The organism is Microbacterium sp. JZ70 (genome assembly GCF_053903225.1).
In genome coordinates, this window is the sequence record NZ_CP096405.1 from 142,632 (window position 1) to 161,094 (window position 18,463).

Consider the following 18,463-nt stretch of genomic DNA (forward strand, 5'->3'; position numbering starts at 1 on the left):
GTCCGGAGCGGAGCCTAGGGTGGAGAAGGTGCGCGACGACGACAGACCCCGAAGCAGGCTCGCCCACCCGCCGCGCTGGCTCACGGTCGCCGTGCTCGCGTTCGCGGGCCTGTGCTCCGCGTTCATGTTCACACTCGTCGTGCCGCTCCAGGCCGAGCTGCCGACGCTCCTCGACGCGTCGCGCGAGGACACGTCGTGGGTCATCACGATCACCCTGCTCGTCGCCGCCGTCGCGACGCCCATCTCGGGGCGTCTCGGCGACATGTACGGAAAGCGGCGGGTGATCGTCGTCCTGCTCGCGCTGCTCATCGTGGGCTCCCTCGTCGCTGCCCTCTCGAGCTCGATCGTCGGGGTGATCATCGGCCGCGCCCTGCAGGGCGCGGTGACCGGCGTCGTGCCGCTCGGCATCGCGATCATGCGCGATGTTCTGCCTCCCGACCGCCTCGGGACATCCGTTGCGCTCATGAGCGCGACGATGGGGGTCGGCGGTGCCGTCGGCATGCCGGTCGCGGCGTACCTCGCGCTCAACGCCGACTGGCACTCCCTGTTCTGGCTCGCGGCCGCTCTCGGCGTCGTCGGGCTCGCGCTCGTCCTGCTGTACGTGCCGGAGGACATCCTGCGGGCGCCGGGCCGCCTCGACGTGGTGGGCGCGATCGGCCTCGCCCTCGGGCTCACCGGGCTGCTGCTGTTCGTCTCCCGTGGCGCGGAATGGGGATGGACGTCGCCCGCCGCGCTCACCAGCGTCATCGGCGGGCTCGTGGTGCTCGGCGTGTGGGGCGCGTACCAGCTGCGCACGCGCGACCCGCTCCTCGACCTGCGCGTCGCCGCCCGTCCGGCCGTGCTGTTCACGAACATCGCCGCGATCGGGATGGGCTTCGCGCTGTTCTCGTCGAACGTGACGTTCCCGCAGATGCTCGAGCTGCCGACGGAGACCGGGTCCGGTTTCGGGATGGACATGGTGGGCGCCGCGCTCATCGTCATGCCTGCGGGCCTCGTGATGATGGTGATCTCGCCGCTGTCCGGATGGCTCGAGCGGACGATCGGGCCGCGGCCGCTGTTCACGGGCGGTGCGTCGTTCATCGTCCTGGCCTACGTGTTCGTGCTGCTGTGGTCGAGCGAGATCTGGCACATCTTCGTGGCGAACCTCCTCATCGGCGTCGGGATCGGGTTCACGTTCGCCGCCATGCCGATGATCATCATGCGCGCCGTTCCCGCCGACGAGACCGGGGCGTCGAACGGCCTCAACGCGCTCTTCCGCTCGGTGGGGACGTCGAGCGCGTCCGCCGTCATGGGCGGCGTGCTCGCGGCCATGAGCGTCGAGGTCGGGGGCGCGACCATCCCCACGCGCGAGGCGTTCGACGTCTGCTACTGGCTCGCGATCATCGCGGCCGCGGTCGCGGTGGCGCTGTCGCTCTTCATCCCGCGCCACCCGACCTTAGCCCATCCGTCGCTGCCGAGCTGACGGCCGTCCGGCTCAGTCCCAGGGCATCGCCGCGGGGAGCTCGACGGAGAAGCGCTTGGCCAGCCACGCGGCCGCCAGCGGCACCCAGTGCGCGGCATCGTCGTCGATCATCGGCTCGGCAGACGCGGTGGCGCGCGTCGCGAGCGAGAGGCCGTGCTGGCCCGCCTCGAAGGCGTGGAGCTCGAAGGGCACGCCGTGCGCGGCGCATGCCGACGCGAACCGGAGGGAGTGCTCGACGGGCACGAGCGCGTCGGCGACCGTGTGCCACAGGAAGGTCGGCGGGGTCTGTGCGCTCACGTGCAGCGCGGGGCTCGCCGCGTCGAGCAGCTCAGGCGCCGGGTCGATCTCGCCGAAGTACGCGACGGCGGCCATCTCGCGGACGGCGCGCTCCGCGGGCGGCATGGCATCCAGACGGGCGTGCTGGAAGCGGTAGTCGCTGAGCGCGTAGCCCATGATGAGCGCGGCGGGCCGCAGCTCGTCCGGCGTCGCGTCGACCGCCTCGGTGACGAGGGCGTCATGCCATCGCGTGCCGTACATGCCGGCGTTGTGGCCGCCGGCGGAGAACCCCGCGACCGCGATGCGGTCGGCGTCGACGAGCCACTCCGCCGCCCGCGACCGGATGTGCTTCATCGCGAGGGCGACGTCGATGAGCGGGTTCGGGAAGACGCTGTGCGCGCGGGGCTCCATCGCGCGCGCATCGACGTTCCAGTCGAGCGGCCCGCCCGCTCCGTACACCGAGTAGCGCAGCACGAACGCGTGATACCCGAGCGCAGCGAACGCGAGGGCGACCGGCTCGGCCTCGCGATCGGAGCAGCCCATGTACGCTCCCCCGGGCAGGATCAGCACGGCGGGACGGGCGCGCCCGTCGAGCAGCTCCGGGGAGTCGTCGAGGACGTACGTCGTGAGGGTCACGTCGTCGCGTCCGTCGTGGAGGGCGATGCGCTCGTGCTTCATGGTGCTCCTTCGCAGTCATGCCGGCAGTGCGGCGTCTCCAGCATCGCGTTCCCGCGCGATCGGCGCCATTCGCCTCTCCCGCATGCGCATGAGGCGACGGCTCACACGAGACGCAGATCGGCCTCGATCGCCTGCGTCGCCGCGATCAGCCGCGGGAGGTGCTCGTCCCGGAGGCGCTCGATCGGAACGCGCGCGGCGCTCGCGGACACGTTCACCGCGGCGACGACCCGGCCATCCCGGCCGCGCACGGGAGCCGCGACCGATCGCACGCCCGACTCGAGCTCGCCATCCGTGATCGCGAATCCCGCGGCCGCGACCTCGTCGAGCCGGCGCGCGAGGGCCGATCGGTCGGTGATCGTGCGCTCGGTGAGGGGCTCGAGAGCGGATGCCGCGAGCAGGGCATCGCGCTCATCCTGCGGCAGGTGCGCGAGCAGCACGCGGCCCATGCTCGTGGCGTAGGCCGGGAAGCGGGTGCCGATCGTGATCGCGACGCTCATGATCCGACGCGTCGGAACGCGCGCGACGTAGACGATGTCGCCGCCGTCGAGGACGGCCGCCGAGACGCTCTCGTCGACCTCGCGCGAGAGCCGCTCGAGGTGGGGCTGGACGATCTCGGGCAGGGACAGCGCGGAGAGGTAGCTGAAGCCGAGCTCGAGGACGCGCGGCGTGAGCGCGAACTCCCTCCCCGTGCTGCGGACGTACCCGAGCGTCTCGAGCGTGAGCAGGAACCGCCGGGCGGCTGCGCGGGTCATCTCCGTCCGGGCGGCGACCTCGCTCAGAGTGAGGCTCGGGTGCTCCGCGTCGAACGAGCGGATGACCGCGAGGCCGCGCGCGAAGGACTGGACGAAGTCGCCGCGGCCCTCTTCGACGTCGTTCGTGCTCATCCTCGCGACCCTATCGCCCTCCGAACCACCCCGTGTCTCACGCGGTGCGGCCATCCGGGCCCGAAACCCGCGTGGAATGAGACATGGGGTGGTGGCGGGGCTTCCATGTCTCACGCGGTGCGGCCATACGCGCTCCATTCCCACGCCTACCGAGACATGCACGCACCCCGGTCCCGCGCCGGTCGGCTGCGGCTCAGCGCTCGAGGACGACGGCCAGCCCCTGCCCGACGCCGATGCAGAGAGCGGCGACCGCCACTCCCCCGCCCCGGCGCTTGAGCTCATGCGCGGCGTGCCCGATGATGCGTCCACCCGAGGCGCCGAGCGGATGCCCGATCGCGATCGCACCGCCGTGGATGTTCACGCGCTCGGGGTCGATATCCCACTGGCGGATGCATGCGAGGCTCTGGGAGGCGAACGCCTCGTTGAGCTCGACGAGGTCGACGTCGGCCCACGTCTTCCCCGCTCGGCGGAGGGCGATGTTCGCCGCCTCGACCGGCGCGACGCCGAAGAGGTGCGGCTCGTTTCCGAAGGCGCCTCGGCCGGCGATGCGCGCGAGCGGCTCGGCGTCGATGGCCCCCTCGGCGCCGAGGAGCACGGCCGACGCCCCGTCGTTGATCGACGAGGAGTTGCCCGCGGTGACCGTGCCGCCCTGCTTGAACAGCGCCTTGAGGCCGCCGAGCTTCTCGACGGTCGAGCCGTCGCGGATGCCCTCGTCGCGGGCGAGCTCATGCCCGTCGACCTGCACGATCTCCGCGTCGTAGCGACCCTCGGCCCACGCGCGGGCCGCGAGCTCGTGGCTGCGCACGGAGAAGGCATCCTGGTCATCACGCGAGATGCCGTAGGTCTCGGCCAGCAGCTCGGCGCTCTCGCCGTTCGAGATCGTCCATTCCCGCGGCAGAGCGGGGTTGATCATCCGCCATCCGATCGACGTGTTCCACATCGTCTGGTTTCCGACCGCCGGGAACGGCTTGGCCGACTTCTCCACGACGAACGGCGCGCGGCTCATCGACTCGACCCCGCCCGCGAGCACGATCCGGTCGTCGCCGGCCTCGATCGCGCGCGAGCCCTGGATGACCGCCTCGACCGACGAGCCGCAGAGGCGGTTCACCGTCGCGCCGGGCACCGTCACGGGGAACCCCGCGAGCAGCGCACCGAAGCGCGCGACGTTGCGGTTGTCCTCGCCGGCCTGATTCGCGTCGCCGAACACGACGTCGTCGATCCGTGCGGGGTCGAGACCCGTGCGGTCCACGGTCGCCCTCATGACGACGGCGGCGAGGTCGTCGGGCCGCACCCCCGACAGCGCTCCGCCCGCGCGCCCGAACGGGGTGCGGACGGCGTCGTAGACGAAGCTCGCGGTCATGCCGCCACCTCCTGCAGAGAGAGCCCGGTGAGGGACTCGAGGCCCTCGATCGTGTTGTCGCCGAAGAGCTCCCGCACGCGGAAGCCCTCGTCGGTCACATCGAACACCGCGTGATCGGTGTAGACCCGCGTGACGCAGCCGACGCCCGTGAGGGGATACGCGCAGGCGGCCACGAGCTTCGACTCGCCCTGCTTCGTGAGCAGGTCGGTCATGACGAACACCTGCTTCGCGCCGATCGCGAGGTCCATCGCGCCGCCCACGGCGGGGATGGCCCCGGGCGCGCCGGTCGACCAGTTCGCGAGGTCGCCGCGCTCCGACACCTGGAACGCGCCGAGCACGCAGATGTCGAGGTGCCCGCCGCGCATCATCGCGAACGAGTCGGCGTGGTGGAAGTAGGCCGCCCCCGGCAGCGCGGTCACGGGCTGCTTGCCCGCATTGATGAGGTCGGGGTCGACGCGGTCGGCGGCAGGAGCCTCGCCCATGCCGAGCAGGCCGTTCTCCGTGTGCAGGATGATCTCCTGATCGGATGGCAGGAAGTTCGCCACGAGGGTGGGCGCGCCGATTCCGAGGTTCACGTAGGAGCCCTCGGGGATGTCGGCGGCGATCCGTGCCGCGAGATCGTCGCGGCTGATGCGGGTGGTCATCGTGCGGCCTCCTCGGCGAGCGGGCGTCCCTCGATGTCGACGCCTCCGACGAAGACGCCGTCGCGCAGCCACGCGCGCTCGCCGACCGCCACGACGCGGTCCACGAAGAGACCCGGGGTCACGACCGTCTCGGGGTCGAGCGCTCCGAGCTCGACGACCTCGTCGACCTGGACGATCGTCGTCGTGGCGGCCGTCGCCATGATCGGCCCGAAGTTGCGCGCTGTCTCGCGGTAGACGAGGTTGCCCCAGCGGTCGGCGCGGTGCGCGCTGATGAGCGCGACGTCGGCCCTGATCGGATACTCCAGGACATACGTGCGCCCGTCGATGTCGCGGTGCTCCTTGCCCTCCGCCAGCTGCGTGCCCACGCCCGTGGGCGAGAAGAAGGCGCCGATCCCCGCGCCGGCTGCGCGGATCCGCTCGGCGAGATTGCCCTGGGGCACGAGCTCGAGCTCGATCTCGCCCGCACGGTACAGACCGTCGAAGACCCAGGAGTCGCTCTGACGAGGGAAGGAGCAGACGATCCGGCGCACGCGTCCCGCCGCCAGGAGCGCCGCAAGGCCGGTGTCCCCGTTGCCGGCGTTGTTGTTCACGATCGTGAGGTCGCGGGCTCCGTGCGCGATGAGCGCGTCGATGAGCTCGACGGGCTGTCCGGCGCGCCCGAAGCCGCCGATCATGACGGTCGCGCCGTCCGCGATCCCCGCGACGGCGTCCTCGACGCTCGCGATGGTCTTGTCGATCACCGGTTCCTCCTCGATCGGTTCGCTGTGCGAACGCATGTTCGCTATACGGCCAGTGTAGCGAGCGGATGTCCGCCGCGCGAGCCCCGGGCGCACGCCGCGTCGGACCCGTGGTGCGGATGTCGCCTGCCGGGGACGACACGCGCACACGAGCCCCAGCCATCCGATTGCGCGTACGGGGTCGGGGCCCAACGGCCGACCATCCGTCACTCTTCGACATGCGATGCGGAAGTCGCACCGTGCTCGCGATACCGTCGCGACGGCGGGCACGCCCGCAGAAGGAGCGAGGAGCAGCATGACGACCATCGAGACGACGACCGCCGGAAGCCTGCCGCGCACGAAGGCCCTCATCGAGGCCAACGCCGCGCGCACGTTCGAGGAGGACGGCTTCACGCTCACGTCGACGCCCGAGTACGAGGCGCTCGTCGCGGAGGCCGTGCGCGATGTCGTCGAGCGCCAGCGCGCGGTCGGGATCACGCAGCCGGGAGACGGCGAGTTCGGCAAGGCGATGTCGAGCCCCGTCGACTACGGCGCGTGGTGGGGCTACTCGTTCCAGCGCGTCGACGGCCTCGCGCTCACCGAGGTGAACGCGTTCAACGAGCCGCCCCGCCGCTCCGAGCCGGGCAGCATCGTGCTCACGTCGTTCCTCGACCGCCGCGACCGCCAGGCCTTCGCCGAGGTGTACCACGACCCGGAGAACGGCGTCGAGACCGGACGGACGGCCACGGCGTTCCCCACGACGACGGGCCCGATCTCGTACCGCGGGCAGGCCGCGACCGCGGCGGATGTCCGCCACCTCGCCGACGCGCTCGGCGAGGGCGAGACCGGATTCCTCACCGCGATCGCGCCGGGTTCCGCCGCACGCGTGCGCAACGACTACTACGCGACCGAGCTCGAGCACATCCGCGCGTGGACGGACGCGCTGAAGGAGGAGTACCGGGCGATCACGGACGCCGGTCTCATCCTGCAGCTCGACGATCCGTCGCTCGCGGAGAACTGGGACCAGATCAACCCCGAGCCGAGCGTCGAGGACTACCTCGCGTTCACGCAGATCCGCATCGACGCGATCAACGAGGCCATCGCCGGGCTGCCGAGGGAGCAGGTGCGCCTGCACCTGTGCTGGGGCTCATGGCATGGGCCTCACACGACCGACATCGAGCTCAAGCACATCCTCCGCACCGTGCTCGGCGCGAAGGTCGGCCAGATCTCGTTCGAGGCGGCCAACGTGCGCCACGAGCACGAATGGGCGGTGTGGGAGGAGAACAGGGATCTCATCCCCGACGACCTCGTCCTCGTGCCGGGCGTCGTGGGTCACTCGACGAACCTCGTCGAGCATCCGGACCTCGTCGCGCAGCGCATCGAGCGCTTCGCGCGCATCGTCGGCCCCGACCGCGTGATCGCCGCGACCGACTGCGGCCTGGGCGGCCGCGTCCACGAGCAGATCGCGTGGGCCAAGCTCGAGGCGCTCGGCGAGGGCGCGCGCCGCGCCGCGAAGCGGGTCTGACGGCCCCGGGTTCGCCGCAGAACGCGGCGAACACGCAACCGGCCCCGCCCGTCAGCGCGCCCGGGCTCGCAACCGAGGACGCGCGGGCGGGATCGGCGGGGCCGGGACGGGGGCGCCGACGTGCCCGACGAGCTCGCCGATGCCCTCGACCGTCATCCGCACCTCGTCGCCCTCGCGCAGCGGCGGCAGGGTGCTGCCGCGCCCCCAGAGCTCGCCGAGGCAGCCGCCGTTGCCGACGGTGCCCGAGCCGAGCACGTCCCCCGGGACGACGCGCGCATTGCGCGAGGCGTACGCGACGAGCTCGGCGAAGGGCCATCCCATGTTCGACACGAGATCCTCGCCGTATCGCTCGCCGTTGACGGACACCTCGGCGCGCAGGGCGAGGAAGCCGTCCTCGTCGCGGAAGCGCTCGAGCTCGTCGGCCGTGACGATCCACGGGCCGAGGCTCGTAGCGAAGTCCTTGCCCTTGCACGGCCCGAGGCGCACCTTCATCTCCCGCGACTGCAGGTCGCGGGCCGACCAGTCGTTCATGATCGTGTAGCCGAAGATCACGGCGTCCGCCTCGGCCGGCGAGAGGTTGGCACCTGCGCCGCCGAGCACCGCGGCGACCTCGAGCTCGAAGTCGAGGCGCTGCGTCTCGGGCGGGGCGATCGTCTCGCCCGGACCGGCGATCGTGTGCGGGTTCGTGAAGTAGAACGTCGGCGCCTGGTACCACTCGGGCACGACCTCGCTCTTGCCGTCGACCGACGCGCTGACTCCCTCGACGTGCTCCTCGAACGCGACGAAGTCCCGCACGGACGCCGGCGACAGCGGCGCGCGCAGCGTCACGTCGGCGAGGGGCGCGACCGGATGGCCCGCGCGCTCGCGAAGCGCGGGGAGCGCCCCGAGCCCTGCGGCGAGCACGTCGCCCACCGTGAGCGCGTCGGGGAACGGGATGACCCCCGCGTCCTCGATGAAGCCGTCCTCCTCGCGACCGGCGCGCGTCCACCGCCCGATCCTCATGCCCGCGCCTCCGCGATCGGAGCGCTCGCGGCATCCGCCCCCTGCACGCCCGCGGCGAGAGCGTCCGCCGTGCGGGAGAGCACGGCATCGGCATCCGCGAGCCCCGCCCCCTGCACGAAGCCGACGGGGTCGTCGAGCCCCATGTCGAACGGGAAGTCGCTGCCGAGCACGACGCGGTCGGCCCCCGCGACCTCGACGAGCGCGCGCAGCGTGCGCTCGTCGTGCACGACGGTGTCGAACCAGAGCCGGCGCAGGTACGTCGACGGCGGCTCGGCGCAGCCCCGCGCCTCGGGGCGCACCGCCCACGCGCGATCCGAGCGGCCGATCACCGTCGGCAGGTAGCCCCCGCCGTGCGCGGCCACGATCCGCAGCTCCGGATGGCGGTCGAGCACGCCCGCGAAGATGAGGTGCGAGAGCGCGACGGCGTTCTCGGTGGGCTGCCCCACGGTGTTCGAGAGGTAGAACCGGTCGAGGCGCTCGTCGAGCGAGCATCCGAACGGGTGCAGGAACACGATCGCGCCGAGCTCGGCGGCGCGGGCCCAGAACGGCTCGAGCCGCTCGTCCGACAGCTCGATGTCTCCCGCGAACGAGGAGATCTCGACCCCGAGCAGTCCGTGCGCGAGAACCGCGTCGTCGAGGCACTCGACGAGACGCGACGGGTGCTGCAGCGGCACGGTGCCGAGCCCGCGGAGGCGGTCGGGGGCGGTCGCGACGTGCACCGCGATCTGCCGGTTCGCCTCCTTCGCGATCCACACGCCGAGCTCCTCGTCGGCCCACGGATGGAAGTGGTTCGGCGACGGGCTCACCCACTGCTGCGCGACCCCCTGCTCGTCCATGGCCGCGATGCGCGCGGCCGGGTCGGTGAGCAGCGGGATGCGCGCGCCGATCATGCGGCCGGATGCGGCCAGGCTCTCCGGCCCGTTGCGGCGCGCGTCGAGCGCGTTCGCGGCCGCGAAGCCGTCGGGGTCGCGGCGCGCGACCTCCTCCTGCAGTGCGGGCAGAAGGAGGTGCGCGTGGACGTCGATCGCGCCGCTCATGCGGGCTGCGCCATCTGCTGCGCGACGCCGAAGATGAGGCCGGCCGCGTCGGCGTCGCGGTTGTGCTCGAGCTGCCAGCGTCCGAGCTGCACCGACGCCTCGACGACCGCGGTCGCACGCGGCACGCGGCGGGCGTGGAACGCGTCCCAGAGGCCCTGGTCCACGGCGTCGGCGGCGATGAGGAGCTCCGCGAGCACGATCCCGTCCTCCATCGCCTGCGCGGCGCCCTGGGCGACCGTGGGCGGGCAGCTGTGCGCCGCGTCGCCGATGACGACCGTGCGGCCGCGGTTCCACGCGCCGTCGAGGATGTGCGCCGTGAACCACGTGTAGTTGATGCGGCTCGACTCGGACAGGCTCTCGCGGATGGCGTTCCACGGGCCGCCGTAGGCCGCCGAGAGCCCCTTCATGATCTCCACGGCCTCCGCCGGGGCCACACCGAAGCGATCCTGGGCGTCCTCGACGAGGAACGCGTACATCGTGTCCTCGCCGGTGGGCGTGTAGCCGGCGATGTACGCGGGGCCGCCGTAGTACAGCTGGCTCTGCGTGACCTCGGCCGGCCGCGGGACGAAGGCGCGCCAGATGCCCATGCCCGTGTGCTCGGGCTGGGTCTCGATGCCGATCAGCTCGCGCACGGTCGAGTGGATGCCGTCGGCCCCGATGAGCAGGTCGTACTCGCCGACGGGCGCGCCGCCGACGTCGACGAGCACCCCGCCCTCGGTCTCGCGCACGCCGGTGACCTTCGCGCCGTAGTGCACGCGCACGCCGAGCGACTCGGCGCGCTCGACGAGGATGCGCGCGAGGTCGGGCCGGTACATGCCCATGCAGGCGGGGAAGTCGGGGCCGCCGGTCTTCACCTCGGGAAGCTCGGCGATGACGGGCGCGTCCGGGCCGGGCGCGCGCAGGGTGAGCCCCTCGAACGGGTAGCCCTGGGCGGCGGCCTGCTCCCACACCCCCAGGCGGCCGAGAGCGCGCAGCGCATTGCCCTGCAGCGTGATCCCGGAGCCGAGCGCCGACAGCTCGGGCTTGAGCTCGTACACGTCGACGGAGACGCCGGCCTCGGCGAGCGGGATCGCGGCGGCCATGCTGGCGGCGCCGCACCCGGCGATCGCGACCTTCGTCACTGCGGTCATGGAAGAACCTCCTCGTTCTCGGATGTGTCTGATGCGGATGGCCCGCGGATGTCGGATGGTCAGAGGATCGCGAGCGGGTTGACCGGCGACCCGACCGCGCCCGTGATCGGGATCGTCGCCGCGGTGAGCAGGAACTCCCATCGTCCCCGTTCCCGGCACGCGTCGGCCAGCCGGTCGAGATCCCACATCTCGCCGACCGTGAGCCCCATGTTGGGGATGACGACCTGGTGCAGGGGCTGGAAGGCCGCGTCGAACTCGTTCGGCCGCACCTCGAAGCCCCACGTGTCGGTCGCGATCGCCGCGATCTCCGAGCGGTGCAGCCATCCGGCCGTCGTGAACGACAGCCCCGCCGAGGGGCCGCCCGCGTAGTCTCCCCAGCCCTCGCGCCGCGCGCGTGCGAGCCGGCCGGTGCGCACGAGCACGATGTCGCCGCGGCCCACGCCGCTCGTCGGGCCCTGCGCGGCGATGCACGCGTCGAGCTCGGCGGCCGTGATCGCGTAGCCGTCCTCGATCTCGCCCGTCTCGGGGCGCAGGAACGCCCCCAGGTCGAGCAGCACCCCGCGGCTCACGAGCCGGTCGGCCGTGTGCTCGATGCCCGTGACGAGGTCGCCGTCGCTCGTGACGACATCGCCCGCGCGGCGCCCGTTCCACGCGAAGCCGCGGTCGAAGATGTGGCCGAGGCCGTCCCACTGCGTCGAGCACTGCAGCGGCATCGCGATCACATCGTCGGCGCCCCCGATCCCGTGCGGGAAGCCCTGGGCGCCGCGCTCGGCGTCGGTGCCGGTGTCGAGCATCGTGTGCACGGGGTTCGTGCGGCGCCGCCATCCCTTCTGCGGTCCGTCCATGTCGAACGACTGCGCGAGCGAGACGACGAGGCCGTCTTGCACGAGGCCGGCGGCCGTCCGCCGCTTGGCGTCGTCGATGAAGTTGAGCGTGCCGACGACGTCGCCCTCGCCCCAGCGCCCCCAGTTCCGGTACGCCTCGGCCGCCGCCGCGATGTGGCCGGCGGGGTCGGCGCGGTCGAGCTCCTGCGGATCCTCGGTGGGCGTCATCGCGCGGTCCCCTCGGCGACGCAGCGCACGACCTGGGCGCCCAGGCCCGAGATCGCTCCGGTCATGACGTCGCCGTCGCGCAGGAACCTCTTCCAGTGCTGGCCGTTGCCCGCGGGGCTGCCCGTGAGGAGCAGGTCACCCGGGAGCAGCGGCATCGTCTGGCTCGCCGCCGAGACGAGCGCGGGGATGTCGAAGAGGAGATCGCTCGTCGAGGAGTCCTGCATCGTCTGCCCGTTGAGCTCGAGGCGCACGCGCGCGTCCTTCTCGTCGACGAGGCCGGCAGGCACGAGGAACGGCCCGGTCGGCAGGAAGCCGGGCGCGTTCTTCGACCGGTACCAGTCGGTGCCGATCTCCTTCATGTCCTTGCGGAACACGAGGTCGCGCGTCGTGATGTCGTTGACGATCGTGTAGCCCGCGACGTGCTCCATCGCGTCCTCCCGCGAGACGCGGAACGCCTCGCGGCCGATGACGACGGCGAGCTCGAGCTCCCAGTCGTGCACCTCGCTGTAGGGCGGCAGCGCGAGCGGCACGTCGTCCCCGACGACGCACGCGGGCAGGCCGATGAAGAAGTACGGCTCGCCGCTCGCCGCGCGCTCGTCCATCATGTCGGCCGCGAACGCGCGCGCCTCCTCGGGCGTGCGGTCGGTGTTGTTCGTGAGCCCCGCCGCGACGAGCTCGATGACGTGCTGACGGTAGTTCGCCCCCGTCTGCAGCACCTGGCGCGGCTCGACTGGCGCCGTGAGCACGACCTCGTCCAGCGGCCGCCATGGGCCGTCGGTCTCGGCGAGCGCGGCCATCCGCTCCCAGCCGGCGAAGGCGTCCGCGAGGAACGCGTTGAGGTCGGGGGCGCCGAGCTCATCGGGCCCCACGGGCCGGATGCGATCCCCGGCCACGAGGCCGAGGCGCACCTCCGCGCCGTCACGGTAGCGCGCGAGCGCGAAGCGGTTGTCGAGCCGCGGGTGCGACGTCATCGTCATCTCCTCATCATGAAGCGGATGGCCGGGGTCCGGCCCTGGGGACGCGGGAACGCGGGTTGCGTGCGCGACCCGCGTTCCGTCGGCGTCAGCCCCGGCCCTGGACGGCGTAGGGGTTGAGCAGGGCTTCCTTGATCTCGTCGGGCACGCCCTCCTCGGTGGCGGACGGGCCGTTCGCGGGCGGGAACGACTCGGTCATCGACATCGGCATCGCGCCGTTGCGGTAGAAGTTGTTCGAGCCCTGCGAGGGGCGCCACGTGTTCGCCTCCCAGTCCGGCACGTAGTTGCGGTAGCCGCCCGTGTTGAGCTCGATGCGCAGGCTCGAGGGCTCGCGGTAGTAGAGGAACGTCTGCTCGCCGATGCCGTGGATGTTGGGGCCGTACTCGATCGGCGTGCCGTTCTCCATGAGCACGTCGGCGGCGATGAGCAGCTCCTCGCGGGTGTCGACCCAGAAGGCGTAGTGGTTGATGCGGCCGTCGCGGTCGGAGCCGTCGAGCACGACGCCGAGGTCGTGCGACTTCTCGTTGGTCGTCAGCACGCTGAACACCGAGATGGGCGCCTCGTCGAGCACGGTGCGCGCCATGAAGCGGAAGCCGAGGACGCGCACGTACCACTCGACGAACGCGTCGACGTCGCGCGCCGCGATCGTGACGTGGTCGAGCTGGCGCGGGGCGCCCGCGTGAGACGAGCGGCGCGCCGGGCGGTCGGGGTAGATCGACGCCTGGTCTGCGCCCGAGACGTAGTGCTCGACGTCCCAGTGCAGCGTCATGCGGTGCCCCTGCGGGCCGACGAAGCGGTAGGCGCGGCCGATCGCGTGCCCCTCGAACCACTCGCCCTCGACGCCCTCGGCCTCGAGGCGGCGGACGGCCTCGTCGAGCGCCTCGGGGCTCGTCGTGCGCCATGCGGCGGTCTCGAGCGCGGGCTCGTCGCCCGGGACGACGACGCTGTAGCGGTAGTAGTCGCCCCAGCAGCGCAGGTAGACGGCGCCGTCGATGCGGTCGACGACCTGCAGGCCGACCTGCTCCTCGTAGAACTTCACCGACGCCTCGACGTCGGGCGTCGTGATGGCGACGTAGGACAGATGCGAAAGCAGTTTGATCATCTTCGATCCCTTCTCGGGTAGGTCTGCATCCACTCTCCGGCCATCGGGACTATCAGGGAACCCGAATTCTTCGATCCTCGGCATCACTCTGATTTATGGCTCGGTGGGCCGCGTGCGCGCTCTTCAGCGCGGCCGATGACCGGCATTCGGATCGCTGATATCGCCCCCTCCCGCTCCCCCGCCGCGCGCTAGATTCGAAGGGACGACAGCGGCGAAGGCGCCGCGCGCGACGGTGGACGAGGGAGTGACACGACGTGATCGACAAGCAGATCCCGACGGCGGCCGAGGCGGTCGCCGACATCCCGGATGGCGCGAGCATCGCGGTCGGCGGCTTCGGGCTCTCGGGCAACCCCATCGCCCTCATCGAGGCCCTGCTCGCGCAGGGGACCACCGACCTCTCGATCGTCTCGAACAACTGCGGCGTCGACGACTGGGGGCTCGGCGTGCTCCTCGGCGCTCGCCGCATCCGCAAGATGACCTCGTCGTACGTCGGCGAGAACAGGGAGTTCGAGCGGCAGTTCCTCTCCGGCGAGCTCGAGCTCGAGCTCACTCCGCAGGGCACGCTCGCGGAGAAGCTGCGGGCGGGCGGCGCGGGGATCGCGGCGTTCTACACGCAGACGGGCGTGGGCACGCAGGTGGCCGACGGCGGCCTGCCGCGCCGGTACGCCGCCGACGGCTCGGTCGCGGTCGCCTCGCCCGCGAAGGACGTCCGCACCTTCGGCGAGCGCGAGTACGTGCTCGAGGAGGCGATCACGACCGACTTCGCGCTCGTCCACGCCTGGAAGGGCGACCGACACGGCAACCTCGTCTTCCGCAAGGCGGCCCGGAACTTCAACCCGCTCGCCGCGATGGCGGGCCGCGTGTGCATCGCGCAGGTCGAGGAGCTCGTCGAGCCCGGCGCCCTCGACCCCGACGCCGTGCACCTGCCCGGCGTGTTCGTGCACCGGGTCGTCGAGGTGGGCACCGACATCGAGAAGCGCATCGAGAAGCGCACCGTCGCGACCGAGGGGAACTGACATGGCACTCACCCGCTTCCAGATGGCCGCGCGCGCCGCGCGCGAGCTCCACGACGGCGAGTACGTGAACCTCGGCATCGGTCTTCCCACGCTCGTCCCGAACTTCGTGCCCGACGGCGTGACGCTCGTGCTCCAGTCCGAGAACGGCATCCTGGGGGTCGGGCCCTACCCGGCCGAGGACGCCGTCGATCCCGATCTCATCAACGCGGGCAAGGAGACCGTCACGACGCTCCCGGGCGCGGCCTTCTTCGACTCGAGCCTGAGCTTCGGGATGATCCGCGGCGGCAAGATCGACGCGGCCATCCTCGGCGCCATGCAGGTGTCGGCGTCGGGCGACCTCGCGAACTGGATGATCCCCGGCAAGATGGTCAAGGGCCCCGGCGGCGCGATGGATCTCGTGCACGGCGCCGGCCGCGTCATCGTCCTCATGGAGCACGTCGCCAAGGACGGGTCGCCCAAGATCGTCGACGCGTGCTCGCTCCCGCTCACGGGGCGGGGCGTCGTCGACCGGATCATCACCGACCTCGCCGTCATCGACGTGACCGCGGACGGGCTCGTCCTCCGCGAGCTCGCGCCGGACGTGACCCTCGACGAGGTCGTCGCGGCCACCCAGCCGACCCTGATCGTCGCCCTCGAGGAGGAGGCAGCATGAACCCGCAGGACATCGTCATCGTCGCCGCGGCCCGGACGCCGCAGGGGCGGCTGAGCGGGCAGCTCTCGTCGCTGACCGCTCCGCAGCTCGGCAGCGCGGCCATCCGCGGCGCACTCGAGCGCGGGGGCATCGCGCCCGGCGCGGTCGACGCCGTCATCGTGGGCCAGGTGCTCGCGGCCGGATCGGGCCAGAACGCCGCCCGCCAGGCCGCGGTCGGCGCGGGCATCGGCTGGGACGTCCCGTCGCACTCCGTGAACAAGGTCTGCCTCTCGGGGCTGACGGCCGTGATCGACGCCGCGCGGATGATCGCCGTCGGCGACGCCGAGGTCGTCGTCGCGGCCGGCATGGAGTCGATGTCGCGCGCCCCGCATCTGCTCATGGGGTCGCGCACGGGCTGGACCTACGGCTCGGTCGAGGTTCTCGACCACATGGCGCACGACGGACTCACCGACGCGTACGACGGCGTGAGCATGGGGCTCTCGACCGAGAACCACAACCCGCGCTACGGGGTCGAGCGCGCGGCGCAGGACGAGGTCGCCGCGCTGTCGCATCAGCGTGCCGCCGCGGCGACCGAGGCAGGCGTGTTCGACGACGAGATCGTGCCCGTCGAGATCCCGCAGCGTCGGGGCGAGCCCGTCGTCGTGACGCGGGACGAGGGGATCCGCCCCGACACGACGGTCGAGACCCTCGCGCGGCTGCGCCCCGCGTTCGCCGAGGGCGGGAGCATCACGGCCGGCAACTCGTCGCAGATCTCCGACGGCGCGTCGGCCGTGGTCGTGACGACGCGCGAGCGGGCCGAGCGCGAGGGATGGCGCGCGCTCGCGACGATCGGAGCGTCGGGCCAGACCGCGGGCCCCGACAACTCCCTCCAGTCGCAGCCGGCCGCGGCCATCCGCCGTGCCCTCGAGAAGCAGGGCATCGACGTCGCCGACCTCGATCTCGTGGAGATCAACGAGGCGTTCGGCGCCGTCGTCGCGCACTCGGCACGCGAGCTCGGCCTGTCGTCCGACATCGTGAACATCCACGGCGGCGGGATCGCGATCGGGCACCCGATCGGCGCCTCCGGCAACCGCCTCGTCGTGCACGCCGCCCACGAGCTCGCGCGCCGCGGCGGCGGGACCGCCGTGGTCGCACTGTGCGGTGGAGGAGGCCAGGGCGACGCCCTCGTGCTCACGGCGTGATCGAGGCGTTATCGACCGGCGCTATGGTGATGGCGCCGGTGATCGACGGCGGTGATACGATCCGGGTACGCTCATCGCCGAGCGGACCCGACCCGAGGACCACGCCGCCGTGCCCGATCAGCCGCTGCTCTCACGACTCGACCTGAACCTGCTCGTCTCGCTCGACGCGCTGCTCACCGAGCGCAGCGTGACGCGCGCCGCCGAGCGCCTCCACCTGAGCCAGCCCGCGCTGAGCGCGTCGCTCTCGCGGCTCCGCGCGCACTTCGACGACCCCATCCTGGCGCGACGCGGCAACGCGTACGAGCTCACGCCGCTCGCGATGCGCCTGACCGAGCACACGACGACGGCGCTCGAGGCCGCGCGTCGGGTCTTCGAGAGCCAGGCCGCGTGGAACCCCGAGCAGTCCACGCGCGAGTTCGCGATCTTCGGTTCGGACTACGGCTTCGCGACGGTCGGGCGGACGGTGAGCCGCATCGCCCGCGAGCGGGCGCCGGGCGTGCGCTTCCGGTTCATGCTCCACAACCAGACCATCGTCGAGGACGCCGCCACGCGCCTGCGGGCCGCCGACGCCATGCTCATCCCGCACGGCTTCCTCACCGACCTGCCGTACGCCGATCTGTGGCAGGACGACTGGGTCGGCATCGCGAGCGCCGACGACGCGCGCATCGGCGCGCAGGCCACGATGAAGGACCTCGCCGAGCGCCCGTGGGTGTTCACCTACCAGTCGCGCGAGGCGTTCACGTCGGCGAGCCGCCAGCTGCAGCAGCTCGGCATCGAGCCCCGCGTCGAGGCGGTCGTCGAGAGCTTCCTCGCCCTCGGCCACTTCGTCGAGGGCACCGACCGGCTCGGCATCGTGCAGTCGGCGCTCGCGCCGATCGTGGAGCGCTCGGCGGCGGTGCGCACGTTCGCCCTCCCGTTCGACGCGACGCCCGTGCTGAACGCCATGTGGTGGCATCCCGTGCACGACCGCGATCCCGAGCACCAGTGGATGCGCGAGCTCTTCGTCGACGCCGCCGCCGAGCTCGGCGCGCGCGCCGACCCGAAGCGGCTTCCGTAGACTCGGGCCGTGGCGCGCGCACGCCGCGCCGCAGCGGGAGGACGACGCGAGGGTGACGGCACGGACGGCTTTCGGCTGGTCTCGCCTGGCGGCGGCGGCCCTGTGCCTGGTCGCGCTCGTCCACCGGCTCGCCTGGGGCCTCAGCTCGCAGACGATCGCCGGTGAGAACTTCCTCGCGTACCTCACGATCCAGTCGAACATCGCCTTCACGGTGCTCGCGACGATCGCCGGGGTGATCGCCCTCCGACACGATGAGGACCCGCCCTGGCTGACCACGGCGCGCGCCCTCATCCTCAGCTGGACGATCACGGCCGGTCTCGCCTTCGCGCTCATCGTCTGGCAGGCGGGGCTGCGCGGCATCCGGATCGACGTGCCCTGGTCGGACGTCGTGCTGCACTTCGTGCTCCCGATCTGGACCATCCTCGCGTGGCTGTTCGGGCCCGGCCGCCGTGCGGCGTCCTGGCGCGTCGTGCCGTTCGTGCTCGTGTACCCGCTCGTGTGGGGCGGGTTCACGATGTGGCGCGGCGCGATCGTCGGATGGTTCCCGTACTACTTCCTCGACCTGCGGCAGGTGTCGGGCTTCGCGGAGTTCGCGGTCACGTGCGCGATCGCGCTCGCGATCTTCGCGGGCGTGGCATCGGGTCTCGTGCTGCTGAGCCGCATCCGGCCGACCATCCGCGACGCGGACGGGCGCCCCTGACGCGTGCAGGGCCAT

At 72.1% G+C, this 18,463-nt stretch carries 18 protein-coding genes; 7 read left to right on the forward strand and 11 right to left on the reverse strand.

Features of this window, described 5'->3' with window-relative positions:
* Nucleotides 1-124 precede the first annotated feature (124 nt).
* Nucleotides 125-1,462 carry an MFS transporter gene (locus tag M1D46_RS00600; RefSeq protein WP_456287139.1) on the forward strand — a complete coding sequence of 446 codons (1,338 nt, stop codon included), beginning with the start codon at nucleotides 125-127 and terminating at the stop codon, nucleotides 1,460-1,462.
* 12 nt (nucleotides 1,463-1,474) lie between these two features.
* Here the strand turns inward: M1D46_RS00600 and M1D46_RS00605 are convergent, their stop codons facing one another.
* The 5 genes from M1D46_RS00605 to M1D46_RS00625 form a co-directional block, all read right to left on the reverse strand.
* Complete coding sequence (locus M1D46_RS00605; RefSeq protein WP_271172949.1) at nucleotides 1,475-2,416, reverse strand: alpha/beta hydrolase; 942 nt, start codon at nucleotides 2,414-2,416, stop codon at nucleotides 1,475-1,477.
* Between the two features lie 101 nt (nucleotides 2,417-2,517).
* On the reverse strand, nucleotides 2,518-3,300 hold the full coding sequence (locus M1D46_RS00610; protein ID WP_271172950.1) for an IclR family transcriptional regulator domain-containing protein: 783 nt from the start codon (nucleotides 3,298-3,300) through the stop codon (nucleotides 2,518-2,520).
* Nucleotides 3,301-3,493: 193 nt separating this feature from the next.
* A complete protein-coding gene (locus M1D46_RS00615) occupies nucleotides 3,494-4,660 on the reverse strand; it encodes a thiolase family protein (RefSeq protein ID WP_324013726.1) in 1,167 nt (388 codons plus the stop codon).
* Nucleotides 4,657-5,304 carry a 3-oxoacid CoA-transferase subunit B gene (locus M1D46_RS00620; protein WP_456286257.1) on the reverse strand — a complete coding sequence of 216 codons (648 nt, stop codon included), beginning with the start codon at nucleotides 5,302-5,304 and terminating at the stop codon, nucleotides 4,657-4,659. The genes M1D46_RS00615 and M1D46_RS00620 overlap by 4 nt, the downstream gene beginning before the upstream one ends.
* The gene (locus tag M1D46_RS00625; protein ID WP_456286258.1) at nucleotides 5,301-6,044 is read right to left on the reverse strand and encodes a 3-oxoacid CoA-transferase subunit A; all 744 of its coding nucleotides are present in this window, start codon (nucleotides 6,042-6,044) and stop codon (nucleotides 5,301-5,303) included. Before M1D46_RS00625 ends, M1D46_RS00620 begins: the two co-directional genes overlap by 4 nt.
* A 292-nt stretch (nucleotides 6,045-6,336) precedes the next feature.
* Here M1D46_RS00625 and M1D46_RS00630 point away from each other — a divergent pair, with 292 nt between their 5' ends.
* Complete coding sequence (locus tag M1D46_RS00630; protein ID WP_456286259.1) at nucleotides 6,337-7,545, forward strand: cobalamin-independent methionine synthase II family protein; 1,209 nt, start codon at nucleotides 6,337-6,339, stop codon at nucleotides 7,543-7,545.
* Nucleotides 7,546-7,596: 51 nt separating this feature from the next.
* Here the strand turns inward: M1D46_RS00630 and M1D46_RS00635 are convergent, their stop codons facing one another.
* The 6 genes from M1D46_RS00635 to M1D46_RS00660 form a co-directional block, all read right to left on the reverse strand.
* A complete protein-coding gene (locus M1D46_RS00635; protein ID WP_456286260.1) occupies nucleotides 7,597-8,547 on the reverse strand; it encodes a fumarylacetoacetate hydrolase family protein in 951 nt (316 codons plus the stop codon).
* A complete protein-coding gene (locus M1D46_RS00640) occupies nucleotides 8,544-9,584 on the reverse strand; it encodes an amidohydrolase family protein (RefSeq protein WP_456286261.1) in 1,041 nt (346 codons plus the stop codon). The genes M1D46_RS00635 and M1D46_RS00640 overlap by 4 nt, the downstream gene beginning before the upstream one ends.
* On the reverse strand, nucleotides 9,581-10,714 hold the full coding sequence (locus tag M1D46_RS00645) for an FAD-dependent monooxygenase (protein ID WP_271172957.1): 1,134 nt from the start codon (nucleotides 10,712-10,714) through the stop codon (nucleotides 9,581-9,583). The genes M1D46_RS00640 and M1D46_RS00645 overlap by 4 nt, the downstream gene beginning before the upstream one ends.
* 59 nt (nucleotides 10,715-10,773) lie before the next feature.
* Nucleotides 10,774-11,766 (reverse strand): cyclase family protein, encoded by a 993-nt coding sequence (locus M1D46_RS00650; RefSeq protein ID WP_456286262.1) that lies wholly within the window; start codon nucleotides 11,764-11,766, stop codon nucleotides 10,774-10,776.
* Nucleotides 11,763-12,743: a fumarylacetoacetate hydrolase family protein gene (locus M1D46_RS00655; RefSeq protein ID WP_456286263.1), complete on the reverse strand. Its 981-nt coding sequence runs from the start codon at nucleotides 12,741-12,743 to the stop codon at nucleotides 11,763-11,765. The genes M1D46_RS00650 and M1D46_RS00655 overlap by 4 nt, the downstream gene beginning before the upstream one ends.
* An 85-nt stretch (nucleotides 12,744-12,828) precedes the next feature.
* Nucleotides 12,829-13,842 (reverse strand): VOC family protein, encoded by a 1,014-nt coding sequence (locus M1D46_RS00660; RefSeq protein WP_456286264.1) that lies wholly within the window; start codon nucleotides 13,840-13,842, stop codon nucleotides 12,829-12,831.
* 254 nt (nucleotides 13,843-14,096) lie between these two features.
* On the opposite strand from M1D46_RS00660, the gene M1D46_RS00665 reads away from it, so the two are divergent.
* The 5 genes from M1D46_RS00665 (at nucleotide 14,097) to M1D46_RS00685 (ending at nucleotide 18,448) form a co-directional block, all read left to right on the forward strand.
* Nucleotides 14,097-14,858 (forward strand): CoA transferase subunit A, encoded by a 762-nt coding sequence (locus tag M1D46_RS00665; protein ID WP_271172961.1) that lies wholly within the window; start codon nucleotides 14,097-14,099, stop codon nucleotides 14,856-14,858.
* A 1-nt stretch (nucleotide 14,859) separates the two neighbouring features.
* Nucleotides 14,860-15,510, forward strand: coding sequence for a CoA transferase subunit B (locus M1D46_RS00670; protein WP_456284002.1), 651 nt, complete (start codon nucleotides 14,860-14,862; stop codon nucleotides 15,508-15,510).
* Nucleotides 15,507-16,691 carry an acetyl-CoA C-acetyltransferase gene (locus M1D46_RS00675; protein WP_456286265.1) on the forward strand — a complete coding sequence of 395 codons (1,185 nt, stop codon included), beginning with the start codon at nucleotides 15,507-15,509 and terminating at the stop codon, nucleotides 16,689-16,691. Before M1D46_RS00670 ends, M1D46_RS00675 begins: the two co-directional genes overlap by 4 nt.
* Before the next feature lie 109 nt (nucleotides 16,692-16,800).
* A complete protein-coding gene (locus tag M1D46_RS00680) occupies nucleotides 16,801-17,748 on the forward strand; it encodes a LysR family transcriptional regulator (protein ID WP_282978798.1) in 948 nt (315 codons plus the stop codon).
* A 52-nt stretch (nucleotides 17,749-17,800) separates the two neighbouring features.
* Entirely contained in the window at nucleotides 17,801-18,448 is a 648-nt protein-coding gene (locus M1D46_RS00685) for a Pr6Pr family membrane protein (RefSeq protein WP_271172965.1), read from the forward strand.
* The last annotated feature ends 15 nt before the right edge of the window (nucleotides 18,449-18,463 follow it).

Bases quoted from the DNA above. Each gene is read 5' to 3' on its own strand.
- M1D46_RS00630 (WP_456286259.1), top strand. From the start codon at position 6,337: ATGACGACCATCGAGACGACGACCGCCGGAAGCCTGCCGCGCACGAAG.
- M1D46_RS00645 (WP_271172957.1), bottom strand. From the start codon at position 10,714: ATGACCGCAGTGACGAAGGTCGCGATCGCCGGGTGCGGCGCCGCCAGC.
- M1D46_RS00675 (WP_456286265.1), top strand. From the start codon at position 15,507: ATGAACCCGCAGGACATCGTCATCGTCGCCGCGGCCCGGACGCCGCAG.
- M1D46_RS00650 (WP_456286262.1), bottom strand. From the start codon at position 11,766: ATGACGCCCACCGAGGATCCGCAGGAGCTCGACCGCGCCGACCCCGCC.
- M1D46_RS00615 (WP_324013726.1), bottom strand. From the start codon at position 4,660: ATGACCGCGAGCTTCGTCTACGACGCCGTCCGCACCCCGTTCGGGCGC.
- M1D46_RS00605 (WP_271172949.1), bottom strand. From the start codon at position 2,416: ATGAAGCACGAGCGCATCGCCCTCCACGACGGACGCGACGACGTGACC.
- M1D46_RS00635 (WP_456286260.1), bottom strand. From the start codon at position 8,547: ATGAGGATCGGGCGGTGGACGCGCGCCGGTCGCGAGGAGGACGGCTTC.
- M1D46_RS00620 (WP_456286257.1), bottom strand. From the start codon at position 5,304: ATGACCACCCGCATCAGCCGCGACGATCTCGCGGCACGGATCGCCGCC.
- M1D46_RS00600 (WP_456287139.1), top strand. From the start codon at position 125: ATGTTCACACTCGTCGTGCCGCTCCAGGCCGAGCTGCCGACGCTCCTC.
- M1D46_RS00660 (WP_456286264.1), bottom strand. From the start codon at position 13,842: ATGATCAAACTGCTTTCGCATCTGTCCTACGTCGCCATCACGACGCCC.
- M1D46_RS00640 (WP_456286261.1), bottom strand. From the start codon at position 9,584: ATGAGCGGCGCGATCGACGTCCACGCGCACCTCCTTCTGCCCGCACTG.
- M1D46_RS00655 (WP_456286263.1), bottom strand. From the start codon at position 12,743: ATGACGATGACGTCGCACCCGCGGCTCGACAACCGCTTCGCGCTCGCG.
- M1D46_RS00610 (WP_271172950.1), bottom strand. From the start codon at position 3,300: ATGAGCACGAACGACGTCGAAGAGGGCCGCGGCGACTTCGTCCAGTCC.
- M1D46_RS00670 (WP_456284002.1), top strand. From the start codon at position 14,860: ATGGCACTCACCCGCTTCCAGATGGCCGCGCGCGCCGCGCGCGAGCTC.